The 18,413-nt window shown below is 37.7% G+C and carries 17 protein-coding genes; 2 read left to right on the top strand and 15 right to left on the bottom strand.

Annotated features, from left to right (window positions below; translation table 11 throughout):
* Nucleotides 1-15: 15 nt before the first annotated feature.
* The 3 genes from MHI20_RS12670 to MHI20_RS12680 all read right to left on the bottom strand — a co-directional run bounded on the left by MHI20_RS12670 (nucleotide 16) and on the right by MHI20_RS12680 (nucleotide 1,631).
* A complete protein-coding gene (locus tag MHI20_RS12670) occupies nucleotides 16-522 on the bottom strand; it encodes an LURP-one-related/scramblase family protein (protein WP_039164840.1) in 507 nt (168 codons plus the stop codon).
* A 105-nt stretch (nucleotides 523-627) separates the two neighbouring features.
* Nucleotides 628-969 carry a darcynin family protein gene (locus tag MHI20_RS12675; protein ID WP_039165381.1) on the bottom strand — a complete coding sequence of 114 codons (342 nt, stop codon included), beginning with the start codon at nucleotides 967-969 and terminating at the stop codon, nucleotides 628-630.
* A 71-nt stretch (nucleotides 970-1,040) separates the two neighbouring features.
* A complete protein-coding gene (locus MHI20_RS12680) occupies nucleotides 1,041-1,631 on the bottom strand; it encodes a Crp/Fnr family transcriptional regulator (RefSeq protein ID WP_138279210.1) in 591 nt (196 codons plus the stop codon).
* Between the two features lie 100 nt (nucleotides 1,632-1,731).
* Between MHI20_RS12680 and MHI20_RS12685 the strand changes: the two genes are divergently transcribed.
* Nucleotides 1,732-1,980, top strand: a complete 249-nt coding sequence (locus tag MHI20_RS12685) for a hypothetical protein (protein WP_039164835.1) — start codon at nucleotides 1,732-1,734, stop codon at nucleotides 1,978-1,980.
* Between the two features lie 14 nt (nucleotides 1,981-1,994).
* A complete protein-coding gene (locus tag MHI20_RS12690; RefSeq protein ID WP_024718482.1) occupies nucleotides 1,995-2,237 on the top strand; it encodes a hypothetical protein in 243 nt (80 codons plus the stop codon).
* Between the two features lie 54 nt (nucleotides 2,238-2,291).
* Here the strand turns inward: MHI20_RS12690 and MHI20_RS12695 are convergent, their stop codons facing one another.
* From MHI20_RS12695 to MHI20_RS12750, 12 genes are all read right to left on the bottom strand, one after another.
* Nucleotides 2,292-3,665 carry a sensor histidine kinase gene (locus MHI20_RS12695; protein ID WP_096882113.1) on the bottom strand — a complete coding sequence of 458 codons (1,374 nt, stop codon included), beginning with the start codon at nucleotides 3,663-3,665 and terminating at the stop codon, nucleotides 2,292-2,294.
* Nucleotides 3,662-4,333, bottom strand: coding sequence for a response regulator transcription factor (locus tag MHI20_RS12700; protein ID WP_159145278.1), 672 nt, complete (start codon nucleotides 4,331-4,333; stop codon nucleotides 3,662-3,664). Before MHI20_RS12700 ends, MHI20_RS12695 begins: the two co-directional genes overlap by 4 nt.
* Complete coding sequence (locus MHI20_RS12705) at nucleotides 4,334-6,448, bottom strand: MMPL family transporter (RefSeq protein ID WP_340938800.1); 2,115 nt, start codon at nucleotides 6,446-6,448, stop codon at nucleotides 4,334-4,336.
* 106 nt (nucleotides 6,449-6,554) lie between these two features.
* Nucleotides 6,555-7,421: an MBL fold metallo-hydrolase gene (locus MHI20_RS12710; protein ID WP_340938802.1), complete on the bottom strand. Its 867-nt coding sequence runs from the start codon at nucleotides 7,419-7,421 to the stop codon at nucleotides 6,555-6,557.
* A 59-nt stretch (nucleotides 7,422-7,480) separates the two neighbouring features.
* Nucleotides 7,481-9,310, bottom strand: a complete 1,830-nt coding sequence (locus tag MHI20_RS12715; protein ID WP_340938804.1) for a hypothetical protein — start codon at nucleotides 9,308-9,310, stop codon at nucleotides 7,481-7,483.
* 183 nt (nucleotides 9,311-9,493) lie between these two features.
* Nucleotides 9,494-11,377, bottom strand: coding sequence for a 3'-5' exonuclease (locus tag MHI20_RS12720; RefSeq protein WP_340938806.1), 1,884 nt, complete (start codon nucleotides 11,375-11,377; stop codon nucleotides 9,494-9,496).
* A gap of 596 nt (nucleotides 11,378-11,973) precedes the next feature.
* Nucleotides 11,974-13,743 (bottom strand): DUF262 domain-containing protein, encoded by a 1,770-nt coding sequence (locus MHI20_RS12725; protein WP_256688879.1) that lies wholly within the window; start codon nucleotides 13,741-13,743, stop codon nucleotides 11,974-11,976.
* A gap of 663 nt (nucleotides 13,744-14,406) precedes the next feature.
* The gene (rlmH, locus tag MHI20_RS12730; protein ID WP_041508068.1) at nucleotides 14,407-14,886 is read right to left on the bottom strand and encodes a 23S rRNA (pseudouridine(1915)-N(3))-methyltransferase RlmH; all 480 of its coding nucleotides are present in this window, start codon (nucleotides 14,884-14,886) and stop codon (nucleotides 14,407-14,409) included.
* A gap of 80 nt (nucleotides 14,887-14,966) precedes the next feature.
* Entirely contained in the window at nucleotides 14,967-15,137 is a 171-nt protein-coding gene (locus MHI20_RS12735; RefSeq protein ID WP_008360116.1) for a CxxH/CxxC protein, read from the bottom strand.
* A gap of 164 nt (nucleotides 15,138-15,301) precedes the next feature.
* Complete coding sequence (locus tag MHI20_RS12740; protein WP_340938810.1) at nucleotides 15,302-16,129, bottom strand: energy-coupling factor transporter transmembrane component T family protein; 828 nt, start codon at nucleotides 16,127-16,129, stop codon at nucleotides 15,302-15,304.
* Entirely contained in the window at nucleotides 16,120-17,835 is a 1,716-nt protein-coding gene (locus MHI20_RS12745; RefSeq protein WP_340938812.1) for an ABC transporter ATP-binding protein, read from the bottom strand. Before MHI20_RS12745 ends, MHI20_RS12740 begins: the two co-directional genes overlap by 10 nt.
* Before the next feature lie 19 nt (nucleotides 17,836-17,854).
* Entirely contained in the window at nucleotides 17,855-18,412 is a 558-nt protein-coding gene (locus MHI20_RS12750; RefSeq protein ID WP_024718471.1) for an ECF-type riboflavin transporter substrate-binding protein, read from the bottom strand.
* Between the last annotated feature and the right edge of the window lies 1 nt (nucleotide 18,413).

Here is an 18,413-nt window from a genome sequence, read left to right on the forward strand (position 1 = left end):
CTTTAAACCCTCCAATTAATTATTCATCGTCGTCGTCGAAGACCTAGACGCCGCTTCATCCGCTTTCACACAATCAATCGCAACAACCAATGCAATCATCACAGGCTCCATCTCTTCTTTCAAAATATCCACCTTGTAGCTATCCCCCCAAGTAAACCATTCCTTCTTTACCTGACCGATCACTTCGCCGCTTTGCAACACTTGGAAATTCATATCCCACCAGTTCCCTTGTACTTCGATACCAGCAGCATCAATTGAATATTTTGCTTTGAAGAACGTAAACTCTTTTTTGATCGTCAATACCTCTTGCCCACCGACTTCTACTAAAAACTTCGGTAAAAAGCTAAACATTTTCTTCGTAATTACAGCGATGACTTCTCGTTCTGTATTCAAAATGGTAAACGTCTTTGGCACCTTCATAAAGCTGCCTTCGACCACATATACATCATTCTCCTGTTGGTCCTTTACCGTAAACCTGCCGCTCAGACTAAATACCTTTTGCTTCATATACAGCTGCTTCATAAGTACCTCCGATTCAGTTCAAAAATTTATCCGTTCTTCCCTTACCCCTGATTATACCAAAAGATAGAATGTGCAAAAAACCACCTGATAGCAGGTGGTTTTCGATTACTGATCCATTTTCAGAGATTCTTTTTCATATGTTTGAAAAGCATCTTCCATTCCCATGATGACCTCTTTCATTTTGACATAACCACTTGTGTAAGGAATAGAATCTCTAATCTCTTCCCACATAAAATGATAGAACTTCAGGTCATCTGTTTCACACATCACAAAATCTGTGTAATCCTTACCTGGAAGAGCTTCAGCATCAAAAAAGCGCACCGTCACATGTTCCTCATATTTCTGCATCAACTCTTGCAGCGAAGCCGCATGGGTTCTACGCTCCTCTCGTGGTAAAGCAAGCCAAGATGGATAGAACTCTAATAAAACAACCATCATATATTTCATCATCAAGCCCCTCGATTCTTCTATGATGTGATGATTGTACGCCAGATCTAGAGAATGTGCATTAACATAGGTTAATGTTCAGCAGGATGCAGCAGCCTGCTCAGCGAAACTGGAGAAATACCGATATATGAGGCAATATGATATTGAGCGATACGCTGATGTAACCCGGGATATTTCAATAAAAATGCCTGATATCGCTCAATGGCTGGCAAATAGAGCAGTTCCCTCTCACGCTCTTCCTTTCTCGTATACAGTCTTTCTACACTCACCCGAACAAACCGCTCCCACATATGACTTCTGTCCATCAACATTTGAAGTAGATCATACGGAATTTCAATCACGATAGAATCCTCCATCGCTTCAATCGAATAAGGAGAAGGCTGCCCGTTGATCATACTTGCATAAGAAGTAGCAAAATCATCTTCCAACGTAAAAGCCACGTTGTACTCCCTGCCATCCGGTAACAAATAGAAGAGACGGAAGAGACCTGTTATGCAGAAATAGGCATGCTTCACCGGATCGCCAGCCTTGATTATGCATGTACCCGCTTTTAATTGTTTAATCGTTGTTCCATCTTTAAAGGCTTGCCAATGCTTATGTTCAATAAGATATTTCGATATTTTGGTTTTGAACGTGTCGTATGGGTTAGTTATTTTATCCATCTGTAAGTTACCTCTCTAGTAATGGAAGACTTGATAAAAAATTGTATCAGGAAACACTCAAGTTATAATGGAAATATAAGCGATGATGAGAGGAGAAACAATGAAAAAAATCACTTTTTTTGACTGGACCGTCCATTTACAAGCGGACTTAACAGCGATTACCGATCATTATGAAAAGAAAATGGTCATTTTAGAGCCATCTGTTGAACTAAATAGCATCATCTGGATGGATGACAACAACGAGCTACAAATCAAACCTACTTGGGATTGTGTCATTTCAATTGATCCAACCAATAAATCACTGACAATTCGGCAAACAAAAGAAGTATTCGGAGATGTGTACGAATGAAAATAGGAGGAACTATGAAGAAAACCGCTTTTTATGATTGGACGATTCACTATCCTGACCATTTAACAGCAGTCAAAGATGATACAGAAAAGAAAATGGTTTTTCTAGAACAAACGGTTGAATTTAAAGGAATGATCCGTATTGATGAAAATGATGAACTGCAAATAAAGCCGACATGGGATTGTGTCATTATTGTAAATGCAAAACAGATGTCTATCACAGTTCGTGATGCAGAAGACTTTGTAGGTTTACCATAAACATTAAAAAGAAAAGTCTCATTTGACACACGCAAACGAGACTTTTCTCAAATGCTATTTCTTTGGAAAAACCGTCGTAAAGGTCGTTCCTTCTTTTTCATTGCTTTCTACTTCAATAGAAGCATTGTGGTACGACAGGACTTCTTGCACGATGGATAATCCAAGACCCATTCCCTCTTTATTTCGTGCCTGATCTACCCGGTAAAAGCGTTCAAATATTTTTTCTAATGTGTGTTGTTCTATGCCAATCCCCGTATCTCTAATCGTCACAACCGCTTTCGATTCATTTTCATTACAATGAATACTGATTTCCCCAAACTCTTTGTTGTACTTAATGGCATTGCCAATTAAATTCTCCCAAACATTGATCAACAAAGTCCGATCCGCATATACCGAAACAGGCTGTAGATCCAACTTAATTTCTAGACCTTTCTCTTCTATCCGCCATAGCATCGAATGGACCACTTGATGAAGCTGCTCATCCACCCTGACGATTTGTTTATTCGTTGGATATGTCCCTTGATCAATAGAGGTTAAAATGAGAAGTTGTTTCGTTAAGTTAGATAATCGCTTTGCTTCTGTTTGAATAATGTGGTTGTATTTTTTCCCTTCGCTTGATGAAATCTCCTCATTTAGTAATTCAGAATACCCTCGTATATTTAATAGTGGTGACTGAAAATCGTGCGAGACGTTATTCACAAATTTCTTCCTTGCTTGATCGGTATTCTCTAATTTCTGCTGCATCATCCGAAAACGATCAGCAAGCTGACCAATTTCATCTTTTCGATTGATCATTAATGGATACTGAAAATTATGGTTTGCCATCTCTTGCGTCGCACTCGTCAATTCTGAAAGAGATTGGGTGACCTTTCGAGACATAAATAAAATGCCAATGATACTGCTCACAAAAACGGCGAAGATAAATCCAAAAATAATCAAATGGAACTCTGTAAAGAAACTGATATTATTTGGGCGTAAAAATAAGCCCCATTCTTCCCCGTCAATTTCTATTTTCGTCCCCACTGTATTTTGTATATCATTTGCGAAATGACTCATGATTAAGTATGAATTTTTAAAGGATTTGATCCCGTTGTACGCTTTACCGCCTTCAAATAAGGCGTGCATTTGGTCATTCCATTTTTTCGTTTTAAATGGTTCGCCAAACATCTTCATCTCCCCATCTTCTTTAACCAAAGCGATTTGGTACCCTAGATCGCTCATGGTTTGCAAAAAATCAGAAGATGCTCGCAAGGTAATTTCATGTTCTTTGATTTGTTTAGATAACTGCTCGGCAATGGCTAAATATCGATCATTCATTTGCTCTTTGACAACATGATTGTAGATCAAGTTAGAACAAATAAATCCAATGAAGATGCTAATCAAAACAATCAAACACGTATATAGCATAAAACGTTGTTGTAGTTTCATTCTTTTACCTCAAGTTGATAGCCGAAACCACGTATTGTGACAATTTCAACCGTCGCTTCCGCCCTTTTTAAACGTTCTCGTATGCGGTTAATATGCGTGTTTAATGTGAATTCGGGTTGATCTAACGTATCCCCCCAAATGTCATCAATTAAATCCCAGCGGCTTACATTGCGGTTTGCCCGCTGCAGCAGATAATACAGAATTTCTAATTCCCGCATGGGCCAGATATATTGCTGATTCGCAATCGTTAATTCCCAACGGTTCGTATCAATTTGAACATTTCCCGCAGTCGTTATAGCTTCTATAGATTTACGATATCGTCGTAAAATCGCATTTACACGAAATAGCAGTTCTTTCGTTTCAAATGGTTTGACGATATAATCATCAATCCCTTGTTCAAATCCTTGTTGCTTATCTTCAATCTGCCCTTTCGCTGTCAGCATAATGACAGGCAGTTCATATTGTTTCGTCACAATGTTCGCCAGCTGAAAGCCATCCATCCCAGGCATCATCACATCAATAATCATGAGATCAAATGACTGTTGTTGCAAAAAAGCAAGCGCTGCCTCAGCATTGCTTGCTTTTGTCACTTGGTACCCCGCCTGCTCTAAATGGATGGACACTAATTGCAAAATGGCTTCATCATCATCCACAACCAATACATGCAATTATCCTTCCTCCTTTATTTCCTTAGCTTTGTCTTTTTCAAAGAATAATATGAGTGCCGGCAGCAACATTCCTCGCACGAAAAATGTATCGATGATAATCCCAATAGCGACAATAAATCCAAAGATAAATAAATCCGTAATCGGCATGGTCATTAATGCGGCAAATGTTGCAGCAAGAATGATCCCCGCTGAAGAAATCACCCCGCCTGTATTTCGTATCGCTACTTCTAATGCAGCTTTGACGTGTAACGTTTGGCGTTCTTCTAAGAAACGGCTCACAAGGATGATGTTATAATCAATTCCTAATGCCACGAGAAAGATAAAGGCATACACAGGGGCGCGAGTTGAAATCGCATCATATCCAAATAACACATCGACTAAGAAAATACCTAAGCCTAATGCAGACACAAATGAGATTAAAATCGTCGCCATCATATAAATCGACATTTTCATGGAACGTGTCAAAACGAGTAACAAGATCAGAATGAGTAATGTTTCCAGTAATACGATCTTTTTAATATCGGATTGATTCACTTGTCGCTCATCCACTAATTTAGCTGTTGTGCCAGCAAAAGATAACTGAACCTTTTGACCATCTGATAATCGATAGGTGGCTTGATTTGTACGGAAATCTCCTAAAAATTCAATAGCCTCTATACTGTATGGATTCACTTTTAATGATATCGTCATTTTGCCATGCTCTCCATCTTTGGTTACCCCCGAAGGACGAGCCGATCCTATCTCTTCATTTTCTGAGAATTGGGCGGAGATTTCTTGTAAATGTTCCTGAGTTAGCTTTTGACCAGTCACAAGTACTGTTGTCTGGGCTAGATCACCTTTATTAAATTTTTCCTCAACGATTTCAAATGCAACACGAGAAGGTAAATCCTTCGGGAAATTTTTCACCGAGTTAAATTCATAATGTAAATTGAAAATATTCGCACCTGTCACAAGTAAAAATAGCAAGACCGCACCACCAATTAATCCTGGTTTTCGAACCACGAATTTGGCAAGAGGTCCCCAAATGCCATGTTTTGCTTCTTTTGCTTCACCATATGTCGGTACTTTCGGCCAAAATGCTTTGCGGCCAAATAATGCAAACAAGGCTGGAATCAGTGTGACAGAAGCCAACATAATGACCACCATCGCAGCACCAAAGATTGGCGCAAAGTTTTGATAATCACGGAAATCCGCCACAAATAAAATGATCATCGCCGCAAATACTGTACCGCCAGCAAATAAGACCGGTTTGGCTGTTGAACGCATCGCTACTTTCATCGCTTCAAATTGATTTTCATGATGTTGTAACTCCTCACGATAACGAGAGAAAACAAACAATGAATAATCAATCACAGCAGCAAATAACAAAATGCCCATAATCGAGGTGGTTGAGTTATTGATTTCAAGTCCACCCACGCCAAGTAAAGCCACAACTTGATTCACCACTTGATAGACAATGACCGTTGCGAACAATGGAATGATCGCTAATAACGGAGAACGGTAAATGACGATCAATAAAACCAAAATGATTGCAACAGTAGCTAATAGCAGTTTCAAGTCGGCAGATTCAAACAGCTTCACCGTATCCCCCGCTATACCTGCTGGACCCGTAATATAAAAATCAGCATCTAGCCCTTTCGCTATGTTTGTACCGACATCCGTTGTCTCATCATTAATCTTTGCATAATCAGCATTGCCTAATCCCGCTTTCAAATTCATTGGCACAATCATGGTCGTTTCATCTTCTGATAAAAAAGCGGATAACGCTTGAGGAGGCAATGCGGACACATCGGCAATATCTTCAATCCCCTCAATCTTTGCCTCTTTGATTCCTTGAATGATCGTTTTTACATCTTGAATAACCAGCTTTCCATTAGGGTTATGGAACACATATAATCCCGGAGTCCCTTTATCATTTGGGAAATACTGATCTAACTTCTTTTGTGTCACGATGGACTGAGCATCACTAGGTAAAGATTGAAAATTGCTCACTTTATGATCGCCCAATTTAGGCCCAGCACTCAACCCGATCATGAAAACAAGCCAAATGATAACAGTCAGCCAAGCTCCTTTTTTTGTAGACATTTTATCAATAAATGATCTGAATACTTTCATTAATCGTTCTCCTCCTTTTCTCACCGGTTCGAGTATATCGCCTGTATATAAACTTGATATAAACTCAGGGAAAAGGACGAGCCATGAAAATAAAAAAAGCAGAGGTTTATCCCTCTGCTAATCCTTCATAACCATTTACAAAATAAGCGATCGTCTCTAACTCATCTTCTTTTAGTTCTCTGTTCACATGTGTTTGATATTCACTCTTGATTCTCTTCTGATCTCCCCCATAAAGATCAGTGTATTTCGCCATCATCCGAAGCTTGTCTCTTTCTTGACGAAACTCCTCTTTTGTCCACGGTCTTTGGTGCGATGGAATATACGTCTCCGCATCAAAAGCATCTAACTCATCTAAAAGACGCACAATTTCTTTTACCGTAAAATGTACTTTTTCTGCATACATTTTCGGATAAATGCAATCACCAAGAAAAAGGATTTTCTCTTCTTTCACATACACGATCACTGAATCAGCAGCATGATCGCCCCCAACATGCTGCACAACACAAGTGACCCCGCCAAGATCAATCTCCATCCGACGGTCAAATGTGACATCCGGTAAAACCACCTGAATCTCTCGATGATTCTTATATTCTTCTTTGATGGCCTTCGCGCAAAACTCAATCTCCGTTCCTTCCCTCACCCGCTCATCAATCGCCTCATCTGACCAAGAAAACGGAAGAAGCTTCTCCATTTCCTTTCTGGTTCTTGCAGAAGCAATTGAAACCGAATCAGGAAGCGCCGGCAGACCAAAAATATGATCCCAATGCCAATGCGTGAGGACAACGAGATCGGGCGTGGCGTTCTCTTGTTTTAAGGTCTTTTGGATAAAATAGTTCGCATGATCTTCTGAATTACCGGCATCGATCATTAATGTTTTGTTATTGCCTACGACCATGCCTAGGATGGGGCGGTCGGTGAGTGATACTGGTGTGATGTAAGAGAAGGTTTTGCCTATTTTTTTGATTGTGTGCATGGTGTGCCTGCTTTCTAATATTTAGATTTTATTCTCGTAGGGCGAAGGTAAACCGAATCCTATTTCTTTAATAAGTATTTGGATAACTTTCGATCTTCCTTATCCTTTGTCTTCACGGCAATATGTTTAATCAATTCTCTTGTGGCCGCTTGCTGCGAATACGAAGGAGACCATTCGTTTAATACACTTAAAGCATGATACTGTAAATTTCCATCATCTGATCTAAGTGCAGCTTGAATCAATGGCAATCCTACACCTTCGTGTTCATATAAATCTTGCACAATATATTGTAGACAAGCCACTTCATCATCTGAGAGGTTTGATAACGATAAATGTGTTTCTGCAAATGTACAAAGCTCTCTAATATGCTGGTGATGATTTGTGTCCATCACAGCAAAGTATATTTCACTATTTGTCGGATCTTTCTCAAGTAAAGCAAATAGATGCTCAGTCACATCTAAACGATAAAAGAGAGCGATCTCAAGTGCTTGGGAGCTAAAACCCTGTTGTAACGAATCGGTTGCAAGCTTTGGCCATCTACTGTCATTGATAAACGGTTGAACAGCTTCCTGGATAGCCTTATAATCGTCCTGTTTCCATGAATCATTCAATCGGTCTTCCCAAATCTCTTGTTCATCATTTAAAAACTCATTTATTTTCAATATTGGATAAAAATCCTCAATTGTTTGGCAGTGCTTATGAGCATGGTGAATAAATCGGCAGAGAACTGAGCTTGCATTTGAATACTCATCGATTCCGTAGATAGAAACCTCATCTTCTAATAATGCTTGAATGATGAGACTCGCTCCATCATATAATTCTTTGGAAATTTCATCTTCTGATAAAGCTGTTTCCAGATCACCATTAAGAGCACAAGTATAAGCTAAGTATTCATTCATGATTGTATTTTCGCAGCCCTTTGTTAGTAACCAACGTTTTATTTCTGGCGTCGAGGCTTCCAATTGCTCAACAGCCGAAATTTTTCCCCTTCCATCAACAGACTTTGCAAGACGCCAAACATGTTCGTTTCCTTGAATTGTGCCATTCTTCAATGCAAACACGACATAAGAAGTAAATTCTTCATGCATACCTATTGTGAATAAAAGCTCTTTGTATTTTTCACAGTTCGTACATCCCAGTATCATGACTGCAAATTTGACGACCTCCCGATGCGCTGCATGCTCAAGAAGCCATAACGCTTCTTGCTGTACACGGGATTCATCCCATTGTGTTTGCTGAAATCGTTCAATTAGCTCACTGTTGCGACTCGCCATATTGTTAGAAATGATTTTTTCATATGTTTTTTTTCTAGTTTCGTTTGTAGGATGATTCAGTTGTATTTCAAAAAGCTTCAATAGCTTCTTCACATAAAAAGGGGCAGGTCGTTCATCTACATAATAATCAGATAAACCGGGAGCCAATCGTGGTTCATTTTCGTCAAATAAATAATCTTCATCGGGTAAACGGTCGTCTACTATTTTATGATGTGATTGAATTTGTTGTTGAATAAAGGGAACGATTTTCTCTTTATGATCCCATGGTAGAAATTCTATCTTCATTGAATCATCTAAAACCGTTTCACGATCTACCTTCACCATACAACGAAATCGTACATACCCACCAAGTTTAACGGACACTTTGTGTTGCGTACCATCTTGAAGCTCCAATATCCCTGACAATTTTGAATAAGGGATCATATGAGTCAATAAACTTTTTCGTTGTTTTTTATCAACTGTCACACCATCAATGATTAGTTGCTCTTCTTTTATTTGGTTTGTAATTTCTATAGAATGCCCTTTATATTCAATTTCCCATGTTTTATTTATTTCTTTTTCTACATCTTTTATTATGTTACGTATTTCATGTTTAAAGTCAGCTTTGAAACCCATGAAAGTCTCCTTTGAGTAATTGTAGATTGAATATGTGATCGTTCCCAATACCTGCTGTAATCGTTTCTTGAACTAAGTTTTCATTATATATAATACGATATTTATTAAGAAGAGTCTTCTTTTCTTCTTACATGAAAAAAGGTATGAGAAATGAATAATTCCCGTACCTTTTACTATTTAAAATTATTGATTAAATGTCGGCTCTTTTTGCTTTGCAACCTCAAAATACTGAGTAAACGAAGAAACACCTGAATAAGATATTGATAGGTACTCTTTAGCACGAGTCATTCCTATATACATTAAAGACACTTCTTTTTCTTGATCCTCTTCATACTTTAATGGCATCAGATCAGCTTTCACAATAAAAACTGAGTGGAAGTCAAGACCTTTACTACTATCGAGAGAACAAATTTTGACTGTCTCTTCCTCTGGATTGAACTTATGTTTGGTTGCACCATTTTCAGTTATCCAATTGTAAGGAATATTCTTTGTTTGAAATTCAGATTGAATCGCTGATATATAATGGTTATTATATCCCTTTATACGATATAAAATAGCCATTTCAGAGTAAGGTATGTTCTTTTCATTATGTTGATCCACTATTTGTTTAGTAATCTCCTCTATTTCTTCTTTAAAGGTATTACATCTTAAAAGCTCTACTTCTGGCCCTTTACGTTTCGTCTTTTTTGGAGGGATGATTTCGATTGTCTCTGTCTGTTCTTGTTTTAATTTAAGATCTAAAGCTCTATGGCTATCGTAAAATTTCCATCCAAAATCCACAATTTGTGACGTATTACGATAATTTATATTTAAGATTCTAGATCTACCTCTAAAATCAAGGCCCGTATCTTTCACATAGCTTCTACTTTTCCGATAGATATCTTGCGCTCTATCTTCTACTAAAAGTAAAGATTGCGTCTCTTGATCTAAGCATAAGCTGATGAGATGCAGCCAGCTCCCTTCAAAGTCCTGCCCTTCATCAATTAAAATGGCATCATACTTTACAGGAGTTAAAGCATCATTTTCTATTTTTTCAATGTAATCATCTATTTCAAGTTCTGAAATACCATGATCTTTTTTAATCCAGTGATGAAAATTTAATATTTGTATATTATTTAAATTTGGTGTTTTTCTATGATCGGATGTCAGAAAATCATCTGGTTCTGTAAATTTAGAATGAATCATTTGTTTAATATTTTGTTTCAAAGCTACATTGTAACAGAGTATTAATATCTTCCAATTCGGATGTTGTTCAGCTAACATTTTTGCTCGAGTCGCTAAGATTAAGGTTTTACCACTTCCTGCTACTCCTCTAATTAGCCGATGTTTATCACCAATCTGTTTAGCCAAGTTTTCTTGATGCAGATCCATCGTTTTGATGTTTCGAAAAGATAATAACAGTTTTTCTTGGTATGGGACTGGTTCAACATCTGCTCCAACGCGTATTTCTTTGTATAGATGATAACGAATCCTTTCTAATTCGTCAGATGATAGTGGCGTATTTAACTTGAAAGGCACATGAAACATATCAAACAATTTTTCTATTAAGATCTCAGGATCAAAATGGTCATTATCCGGATCAATCTGATCACGCGATAAAATAAAATGTGGATCAATAACCTCATATACTTTATTTTTTAAAAGTTGTTCTTCATGAAGCCGAGTGAAGACGACACCATAACCATAAGGAAACTTTAATTTAAACTGATATTTCCCTTCTGTATTGATTAAATCAATGTCTTTCTCAAGCATATCTTTTATTTTAAAAGCATACTCTCTCGATTGAACTAGAGGACTCTTCACTCTATGTAAATCACCAGAAGAATTTAAAATGCCCCAGGTATTATCGTTTAGCTCTCTTATTGTATTTTTGGTGTAATCTTTTACTTCCAAAACTAATACTCCTAGATCCGGACCGATTATCACAAAGTCTGGTCTAAACCCATTGATATTAGGCTCATAATGAACAATATAATCCTCGGGTAGATATTCCTTTAATGTTCGAAATAAAATTCGTTCTCCTGCAGTAGCAGTACTTTTAATACTTTCTGGTAATGTAATTGCCATTCATACTACACCCCTCTATTATCCTTATAAACCATATATCGGAATAATCTGGATTGTTTGAATGTAAATTATTACATTATATAGGATTATTTAAAGAATGGTGATCGTGATGTTCGTTAGAAAGATAGCTGAAAACTCAAAAAAGCTCTTAAATTAATAATTTAAGAGCTTTTTGTTAAAATTTCGCTTTGTATCTGTATATATTTTTAGTGACTTTTATTTTTATTGAATTTGTGAATGATCGCTTTATATACAATATACACCAGATACATTACATAGCCTAAAACAAATGTAATTACTAAATCTTTAAATGCCAAGCTTGTCCCTTTTTGTGTAATGATACTCCATATAAAGGGAAGTATTTCTACAGTGAATGCCATTGCAGCTCCTAATATTAAAGGTAATATAATAAAAGTAATAATAAATGATTTAATTATCTTGTTCTCCTTTAAGAGTTTTTAAAATTAATTTCTATTAACTGTTCATTTAATTTGATGTTTTTAATTCCGTGACGTATCTAAGTGCGGTTTTAAGTATATTTAAAGCTATGAAATTAACACAAGTCACTCAAATTCATAGCTTCTAAAAAATAAATTTTAAATTAGACCTTTTCTTTTTAATTCCCTTATTGCTCTTAAATCTTCAGGGGTTGGGGTTGGTTGTTCTTCACTTTTACTTAGAAAATCGGGTTGATTTAATCCCCAATCATTAAATACATTTAATAGCTCGTCAGAAATTCGTATGTCTCTTTCTCGAATTTCATTCATTCCCCAGTCTTTATGTTCGCTAGATAAATTTAATAAGATTTGAACTTTAGACTTATTGTAGCTGTCTTGTTTCTTTTTAAAATATCCATTACTTGCAATGATATTAAGCTTTTTTTCAAAAGGTATTTTATTTCCCAAATGCTCCACAAGTTCTTTTATCTCTTCCTCAGAATTATTTGGAAAATAACTGGATTGCCATTTTCTAGGTAGTATATGCTCTATTTCCCATTTATCAGGAAGGAGTTCCTCCTGCTTTTGATATGCAAGTATCTTTAAAATCATCCGAACAGTATTACGATGCGCAGTTTTAATCTTAATTTTTAGCTCTTGTTCATCCAACTTATTAAAATTAAATATAGGTGTAGGCGAATTAATAATTTCAGAGTTTAGATTTAAAATCCCTCGCTTGACTACATTAATAGTTGGCGTAACTATGTAACGCGCTGCCAAAACAGCAAGTAAATTTTTAAGAAACCGTAAAAAAAGGTTTTCGAAATTTGGTAAATTATAATAATTAAGATAATAAATAACTACTGGATACTTCCAAAATTCATTTGGATACGAAGATAACCCATCAAGTATTTGTTTAATCTCGATATTTTTAGACCAATTCTCATCTTCTATTTCCACACGATTGTTAACCACCCTCCATAAATTCAGCATTGAATTTAAGTTTGTAATAATATCAGTTTTATATAACTGTTCAAAATTATTTCTTGAATAATACTTTCTTAGACCTGGAGTTGTAGTATTTCGATCATTTTCTAAGGCTCTTAAATAGAACATATAATAATAGAATAGTTTTTGAATGCTTTCACCAGCATCTTTCGCTTCATCATCAAGTTGTTGCCATTGCTCAATGAAAACAGCTCTAATATCAACACTTAAATTATTATAGATTTTCGCTTTAAAAATATCAGCATCGGATAAAGCTAGTCCTCTATCGTTAAGAGTTGAAAAGATCGTTAAAGCTGTATCTTGGGAATCAGCTGTGATTGGTAATAAGATTGCCTTGTTTAAAACATTCCTAATAAACCAAAAAAATAACTCCGGTTCATTTGAAGCATAATTCTCAATTAACTCTGTAAATAATTTATAGTTAAGTGAATAGTTATCTTTTGCAGTTTCTTTAGTAGTCCCGTTAACAAGAATCTGACCAAAAATTTTGTTTCCCTCATCACTTATAACTCTAGATTCAATTAGAGCTTTTTCAAAGTTAACCTCAGCTGTTAATTCATCTTGTTCCCACAATGCTGATTCTATTTGTGCTTTAAAGTTTGCTACTTCCTTTGTTTCTTTCATTGAATTAAGTTTGAAGTAAAGCGCTCGTAACAATAAGAATAAAGACGTGATTCGCTGCTGACCGTCTATAATTTCTTGTTCACCACTATCATTTTCATAAGAAACAATCGTTCCTAGAAAATAAGTGCTTCCATTATCATTTTCTGTATACTCTGTTAAGTCTTCAAAAAGCGTTTGAATCTGTTCGTCAGTCCATGCATACGGACGTTGATATTCAGGAATAATAAATTTATTTACTTTTCCTGTTTCTAATAGTTGCTTTACACTCTGTTTATTTACTTCTATAGATGTAGCCATTATTTATTCTCCTTTCTTTTAATACATTTACTTTATACTACCGATTAATAATTAGAATTATTAATTTTTTACTAGTATGCTATCTTGTAAATCAATATGGATAATGTGCTGGAGATACAAGTTCTGAAAAGGTATTGGTCAGAAAGCTTTCTCTTTCTATCTTTACACCAGATATTTTTAATGCTTGTTCAAGTGCGATATCCATATCTATTTAATATTTTATTTTTTCAAGTTGTGTCTCCTATTATTTAATTTTCCATTACCTAATTTCAATAAAGCTTCATTCAATCGAATAATATTTTAACAGAAATTGTTAGTCTCTACGATTTCACAAAATAGGTTCATTATCATTCATATTCTTCTACTCACTATTGTTTAAATAAGTTATGGAATTAGACATAAAAAATTAACAGTAAGAATAAACCTAGCGATTTTAAAAAGAAAAAATATTGGTTATTGAAAAATTCAATGATTTTCCTATGATGCATCAACAAAAGATAAAACAGAGAAGACAGCGAATGGAAAGTTTAATGTATCATTATCAGATACTCATAAGATTTAAGTTTACAATGTCTAGCAAAGACATCTTTTATAGAACATTAAGCTGAACCTTTTACATCAAGATACTATTAATTATGGTAGGAATGATTAAAAAAACCTCATCTACTTATGATACGGCTCCCCCCGAACAATCCGAAACGCCCGATAAATCTGCTCCACCAACACCAACCTCATCAACTGATGCGGGAACGTCATCCTCGAAAATGACAGTTTCTCATTCGCGCGCTGCATGACAGCATCGCTTAACCCAAGGGATCCGCCTATGACGAAACACACCTTACTTTTTCCGTATGTTGCCAGCTTATCTATTGTATCGGCTAATTCTTCGGAACTTTTCATTTTTCCTTCGATGGCGAGGGCGATGACGTGGGCGTCTGGGTTGATTTTGCTTAGGATGCGTTCGCCTTCTTTGTCTTTGATGATTTTCATGTCTTGCTCGCTGAGATTCTCGGGTGCTTTTTCGTCTGCGAGCTCAATGATCTCGATTTTTGCGTATGCCTGTAATCGTTTTGTGTATTCGGCTATGCCTTGCTTTAAATATTTCTCTTTTAGTTTTCCTACTGTGATAATTGATATATTCACAGGTCATCCCCACCTTAAGAACAAGTTATTCATATAAGTTATCAACAATTGTGGATAAAATTTGTGTATTTTGTGTCCGATCATTCGTTCCCCACTATATATATTGCAGGTTCATCGCACAATTCACAGGTTGTGGATAAGCTGTGTGTATGTTCGATTTTTCTGAATTCTGGCGGTGTTTCGTGATCATCTATGTACATGTCTAGTACGGTTTCTATATGTTCTGCACAAGCATAAAGTGATTTGTTCATAAGTTTCTAATTCCTCCAATATGTTGTTTGGTTATTCACAAGTGTTTCGCTCATTGTTCAATATAACCGATTTATTCACATGTTAATAGTCTTTTACCATTTTCCACACCTTTTATCCACAAACCAAATAAAAAAGCCTCCACTCCTGTGAAGGCTTCCTTCTATCAAAACGGATTGTAAAATCTCGTTCCTCTAACAAATGTAATTACTAGCGACACAATCAGTACCGCTCCAACAAAGATTAACGCCGCATAATCTGCTTTTTGAAAGTCTTTCGCCGTAAACCATGTGCGCTTTTTATGCTTTCCAAACCCGCGCAGTTCCATCGCATTGCTGATCGTTTCAATCCGCTCTAGGCTGGAGAAAATCAGCGGCATCACAATCGACAGCGCATTTTTAATCCGTTTTCCCAGTTTTTCATTCTTCGATAAATCAATGCCTCTTGCTTGCTGAGAAATCGCGATCGTTCGAAAATCACGCTGAATATCTGGAATGTAGCGCAGAGCAATCGCTACCGCATACGAAATCCGGTAGCTGACCCCGATTCTGCTGAGCGATGAGGCGAATTCACTTGGATTTGTTGTCACGATAAATAAAAGCGCCGCTGGCATCACAGTAACGTATTTCAGTGTAATGTTCAATTGATAGAAAAGCTGTTCAAGTGTGACATTGTACCAGCCTGCAATGTGAAACAGCTCGTGCTTCGCTCCATAGATGGCGACACCTTGCTGAGGCGCAAAGACGTAAATGGCGATGTTATTGATGACAAGGAAAATCGCCAAGACAATCACTACGAAAGAGATATCACGAAATCGTACGTTTGATAGCTGAAAGAACATGATACTGGCAACTAGCATAAACACTAATACGCCTGTATCATATGTGAGCATCGCTGCGGATGACCAGAGGATAAAGCAAATGAGTTTGGTGGCGCCTGTCAGCCGGTGAATTGGCGACGGGCGATCGATATAAGACAGCATGTCTACAGCCATGTCATTCGTTCCTTTCTGTCAACCTCAATGAAGCGATCCACGAGTTCATTTGGATTCGGCCAGTCTGCTTTTAGCGCCAGTTCATAGAGCGACGTTTCTTTTAAGCTCGCCTTTTGGACTAGCAGCTGATCTGTCAGCACTTTGGCTGGTGTATCATCTGCGATTTTTTCTCCATCTGAAATGACGATGGTTCTTGTTGTGTATTCGAGCATGAGATGCATATCATGGGTGATCATCAAAATCGTGACGCCCTGTTGATTTAATTGCTCTAAAAACGTCATCATCTCTGTGTAATGTCTAAAATCTTGACCGGCCGTTGGCTCATCTAAAATGATGATTTCTGGCTCTAACACAAGAATGGATGCAATGGTGACGCGTTTTTTCTGTCCAAAGCTGAGGGCTGAGATCGGCCAATTTCGAAATGGATACAGTCCGCATACTTTTAAGACTCGCTCCACTCGTTCCTTGATGTCGTCTTCCTTCACGCCTCTTAAAACGAGACCGAGTGCTACTTCATCAAAAATCATTTGTTTTGAAATCATTTGATTCGGGTTTTGCATGACGACACCGATTCGTTCGGAGCGCTGTTTGATGGTGTCTCCGGTGATGTCATTGCCATTTAAAAGGATTGTCCCTTTTGTTGGCTTTTCAAATGCACAGAGCACCTTGGATAGTGTCGTCTTGCCTGCGCCATTGGCACCGGCGATGCTGATCATTTCTCCTTTTTTGACGGTAAAAGAGATGTTGCTCAGCGTGTTTGGTCTTGTCGGATAATCAAAGCTCAGCTCACGCACTTCTAGTAAATCCGGCGCTGCATTCTGCTCGACTGATGGCTCAGATGCTTCCATCCATTGTTCGATTTTCTCTTTTGCCTCGTCATTTAAGGTGAGATGCTGTAAATTAGCGATCTGATCTCCTGCTGCAATCGGAATACCTGCATATTTCATCGCTCTCACATATAAAGGCTCACGTAAATACGCCGCTTCTAATACATTTGAGGCGAGCAATTCATCTGGTGTCATATCCGCTGCAATCGTGCCGTCATTGACAACGATGATGCGGTCGACATGGCGGAAGAGGACGTCTTCCAATCGATGTTCCACCATCACGACCGTTTTTTTCGTTTCTTTTTGCAGACGGTCAATGAGATCGATCACTTCTTTACCTGTTGCGGGATCAAGGCTTGCCAGTGGTTCATCAAACAGCAAAATGTCGACATCGTTGACAAGTACGCCTGCGATGGCGACACGTTGTTTTTGACCGCCTGACAGCTCATGAACGGATGATGCCAGTTTGCCGTCTACCTCTGTTAATTTTGCCGCTTTCTCGACACGTGTTTTCATTTCTTCGCGTGTGACTTGATCATTTTCAAGTGTGAACGCGATATCTTCTCCAACGGTCAGCCCGATAAATTGTCCATCAGGATCTTGCAGCACCGTTCCGACGAGCTGTGAGAGGGAGAAAATGTTCTCTTTCTTTGCATTTTTCCCGCCGATGTGAAGACTTCCTTCCATAGAACCTTTATAAGACGCAGGAACTAGCCCATTGATACAATGGGCTAGTGTGCTTTTTCCCGATCCAGACGGGCCTGCGATGAGGACTTTTTCTCCTTCGTAGATGGTCAGGTTGATATCTTTCAATGTCGGTTCTGCCTGACTGCGATACTTGAATCCGAAATGTTCGAATTGAATCATCGGTTTCTTCATTTATGTGTTCCACCTTGCTTCATGATGTTTCTTTCGATAGACTGCCGCTTTTGCTTCTTGTTTTCGCATAAGCTGCAATAATGATGGTGCCTAGTACACCGACTGTGATGATGTTTGAGATTCCTGCTACGATGCCTTGAACAAACACTTTATTTGCAGGTTCTGCATAGATCACAATGTCGAGTACCGGCGCAATGACAAACCAGCCTAATGCTTGTGCGCCGGCTTGGACGGCGTTGAAGAGCGTGATTTTTTTCCAGCCAAAGTCGCCCTCTTCTACTTTTAAACGGTTCGAAATGAGGCCGATCAATAAACCAACAACACCCGAAACGATAATCCAGCTCCACCAAGGTCCAAATGTGGTGGCATCTTTAATGAGATGACCAATAAATCCAATCAATGCGCCTGCAATAGGACCAAATAGCACGGCCATTAACGCAAGGAACGCGTACGATGTTTCAATTTGTGTATTCGGAATCCCAGTTGGAATGGAGACGAAGCGTCCTAAAATGACAAAGACGGCTGCGCCAATTCCGATGGCAACGACAGTTTTCGTTGAAAGTTGTTTACCTGCCATG

Origin of the sequence: Bacillus sp. FSL K6-1106, assembly GCF_038005245.1 — a bacterium.
GTDB classification, from domain to species: Bacteria; Bacillota; Bacilli; order Bacillales; family Bacillaceae; genus Bacillus; species Bacillus altitudinis.

Bases quoted from the DNA above. Each gene is read 5' to 3' on its own strand.
- MHI20_RS12670 (WP_039164840.1), bottom strand. From the start codon at position 522: ATGAAGCAGCTGTATATGAAGCAAAAGGTATTTAGTCTGAGCGGCAGG.
- MHI20_RS12675 (WP_039165381.1), bottom strand. From the start codon at position 969: ATGAAATATATGATGGTTGTTTTATTAGAGTTCTATCCATCTTGGCTT.
- MHI20_RS12680 (WP_138279210.1), bottom strand. From the start codon at position 1,631: ATGGATAAAATAACTAACCCATACGACACGTTCAAAACCAAAATATCG.
- MHI20_RS12685 (WP_039164835.1), top strand. From the start codon at position 1,732: ATGAAAAAAATCACTTTTTTTGACTGGACCGTCCATTTACAAGCGGAC.
- MHI20_RS12690 (WP_024718482.1), top strand. From the start codon at position 1,995: ATGAAGAAAACCGCTTTTTATGATTGGACGATTCACTATCCTGACCAT.
- MHI20_RS12695 (WP_096882113.1), bottom strand. From the start codon at position 3,665: ATGAAACTACAACAACGTTTTATGCTATATACGTGTTTGATTGTTTTG.
- MHI20_RS12705 (WP_340938800.1), bottom strand. From the start codon at position 6,448: ATGAAAGTATTCAGATCATTTATTGATAAAATGTCTACAAAAAAAGGA.
- MHI20_RS12710 (WP_340938802.1), bottom strand. From the start codon at position 7,421: ATGCACACAATCAAAAAAATAGGCAAAACCTTCTCTTACATCACACCA.
- MHI20_RS12715 (WP_340938804.1), bottom strand. From the start codon at position 9,310: ATGGGTTTCAAAGCTGACTTTAAACATGAAATACGTAACATAATAAAA.
- MHI20_RS12720 (WP_340938806.1), bottom strand. From the start codon at position 11,377: ATGGCAATTACATTACCAGAAAGTATTAAAAGTACTGCTACTGCAGGA.
- MHI20_RS12725 (WP_256688879.1), bottom strand. From the start codon at position 13,743: ATGGCTACATCTATAGAAGTAAATAAACAGAGTGTAAAGCAACTATTA.
- MHI20_RS12735 (WP_008360116.1), bottom strand. From the start codon at position 15,137: ATGAACAAATCACTTTATGCTTGTGCAGAACATATAGAAACCGTACTA.
- MHI20_RS12740 (WP_340938810.1), bottom strand. From the start codon at position 16,129: ATGGCTGTAGACATGCTGTCTTATATCGATCGCCCGTCGCCAATTCAC.
- MHI20_RS12745 (WP_340938812.1), bottom strand. From the start codon at position 17,835: ATGAAGAAACCGATGATTCAATTCGAACATTTCGGATTCAAGTATCGC.
- MHI20_RS12750 (WP_024718471.1), bottom strand. From the start codon at position 18,412: ATGGCAGGTAAACAACTTTCAACGAAAACTGTCGTTGCCATCGGAATT.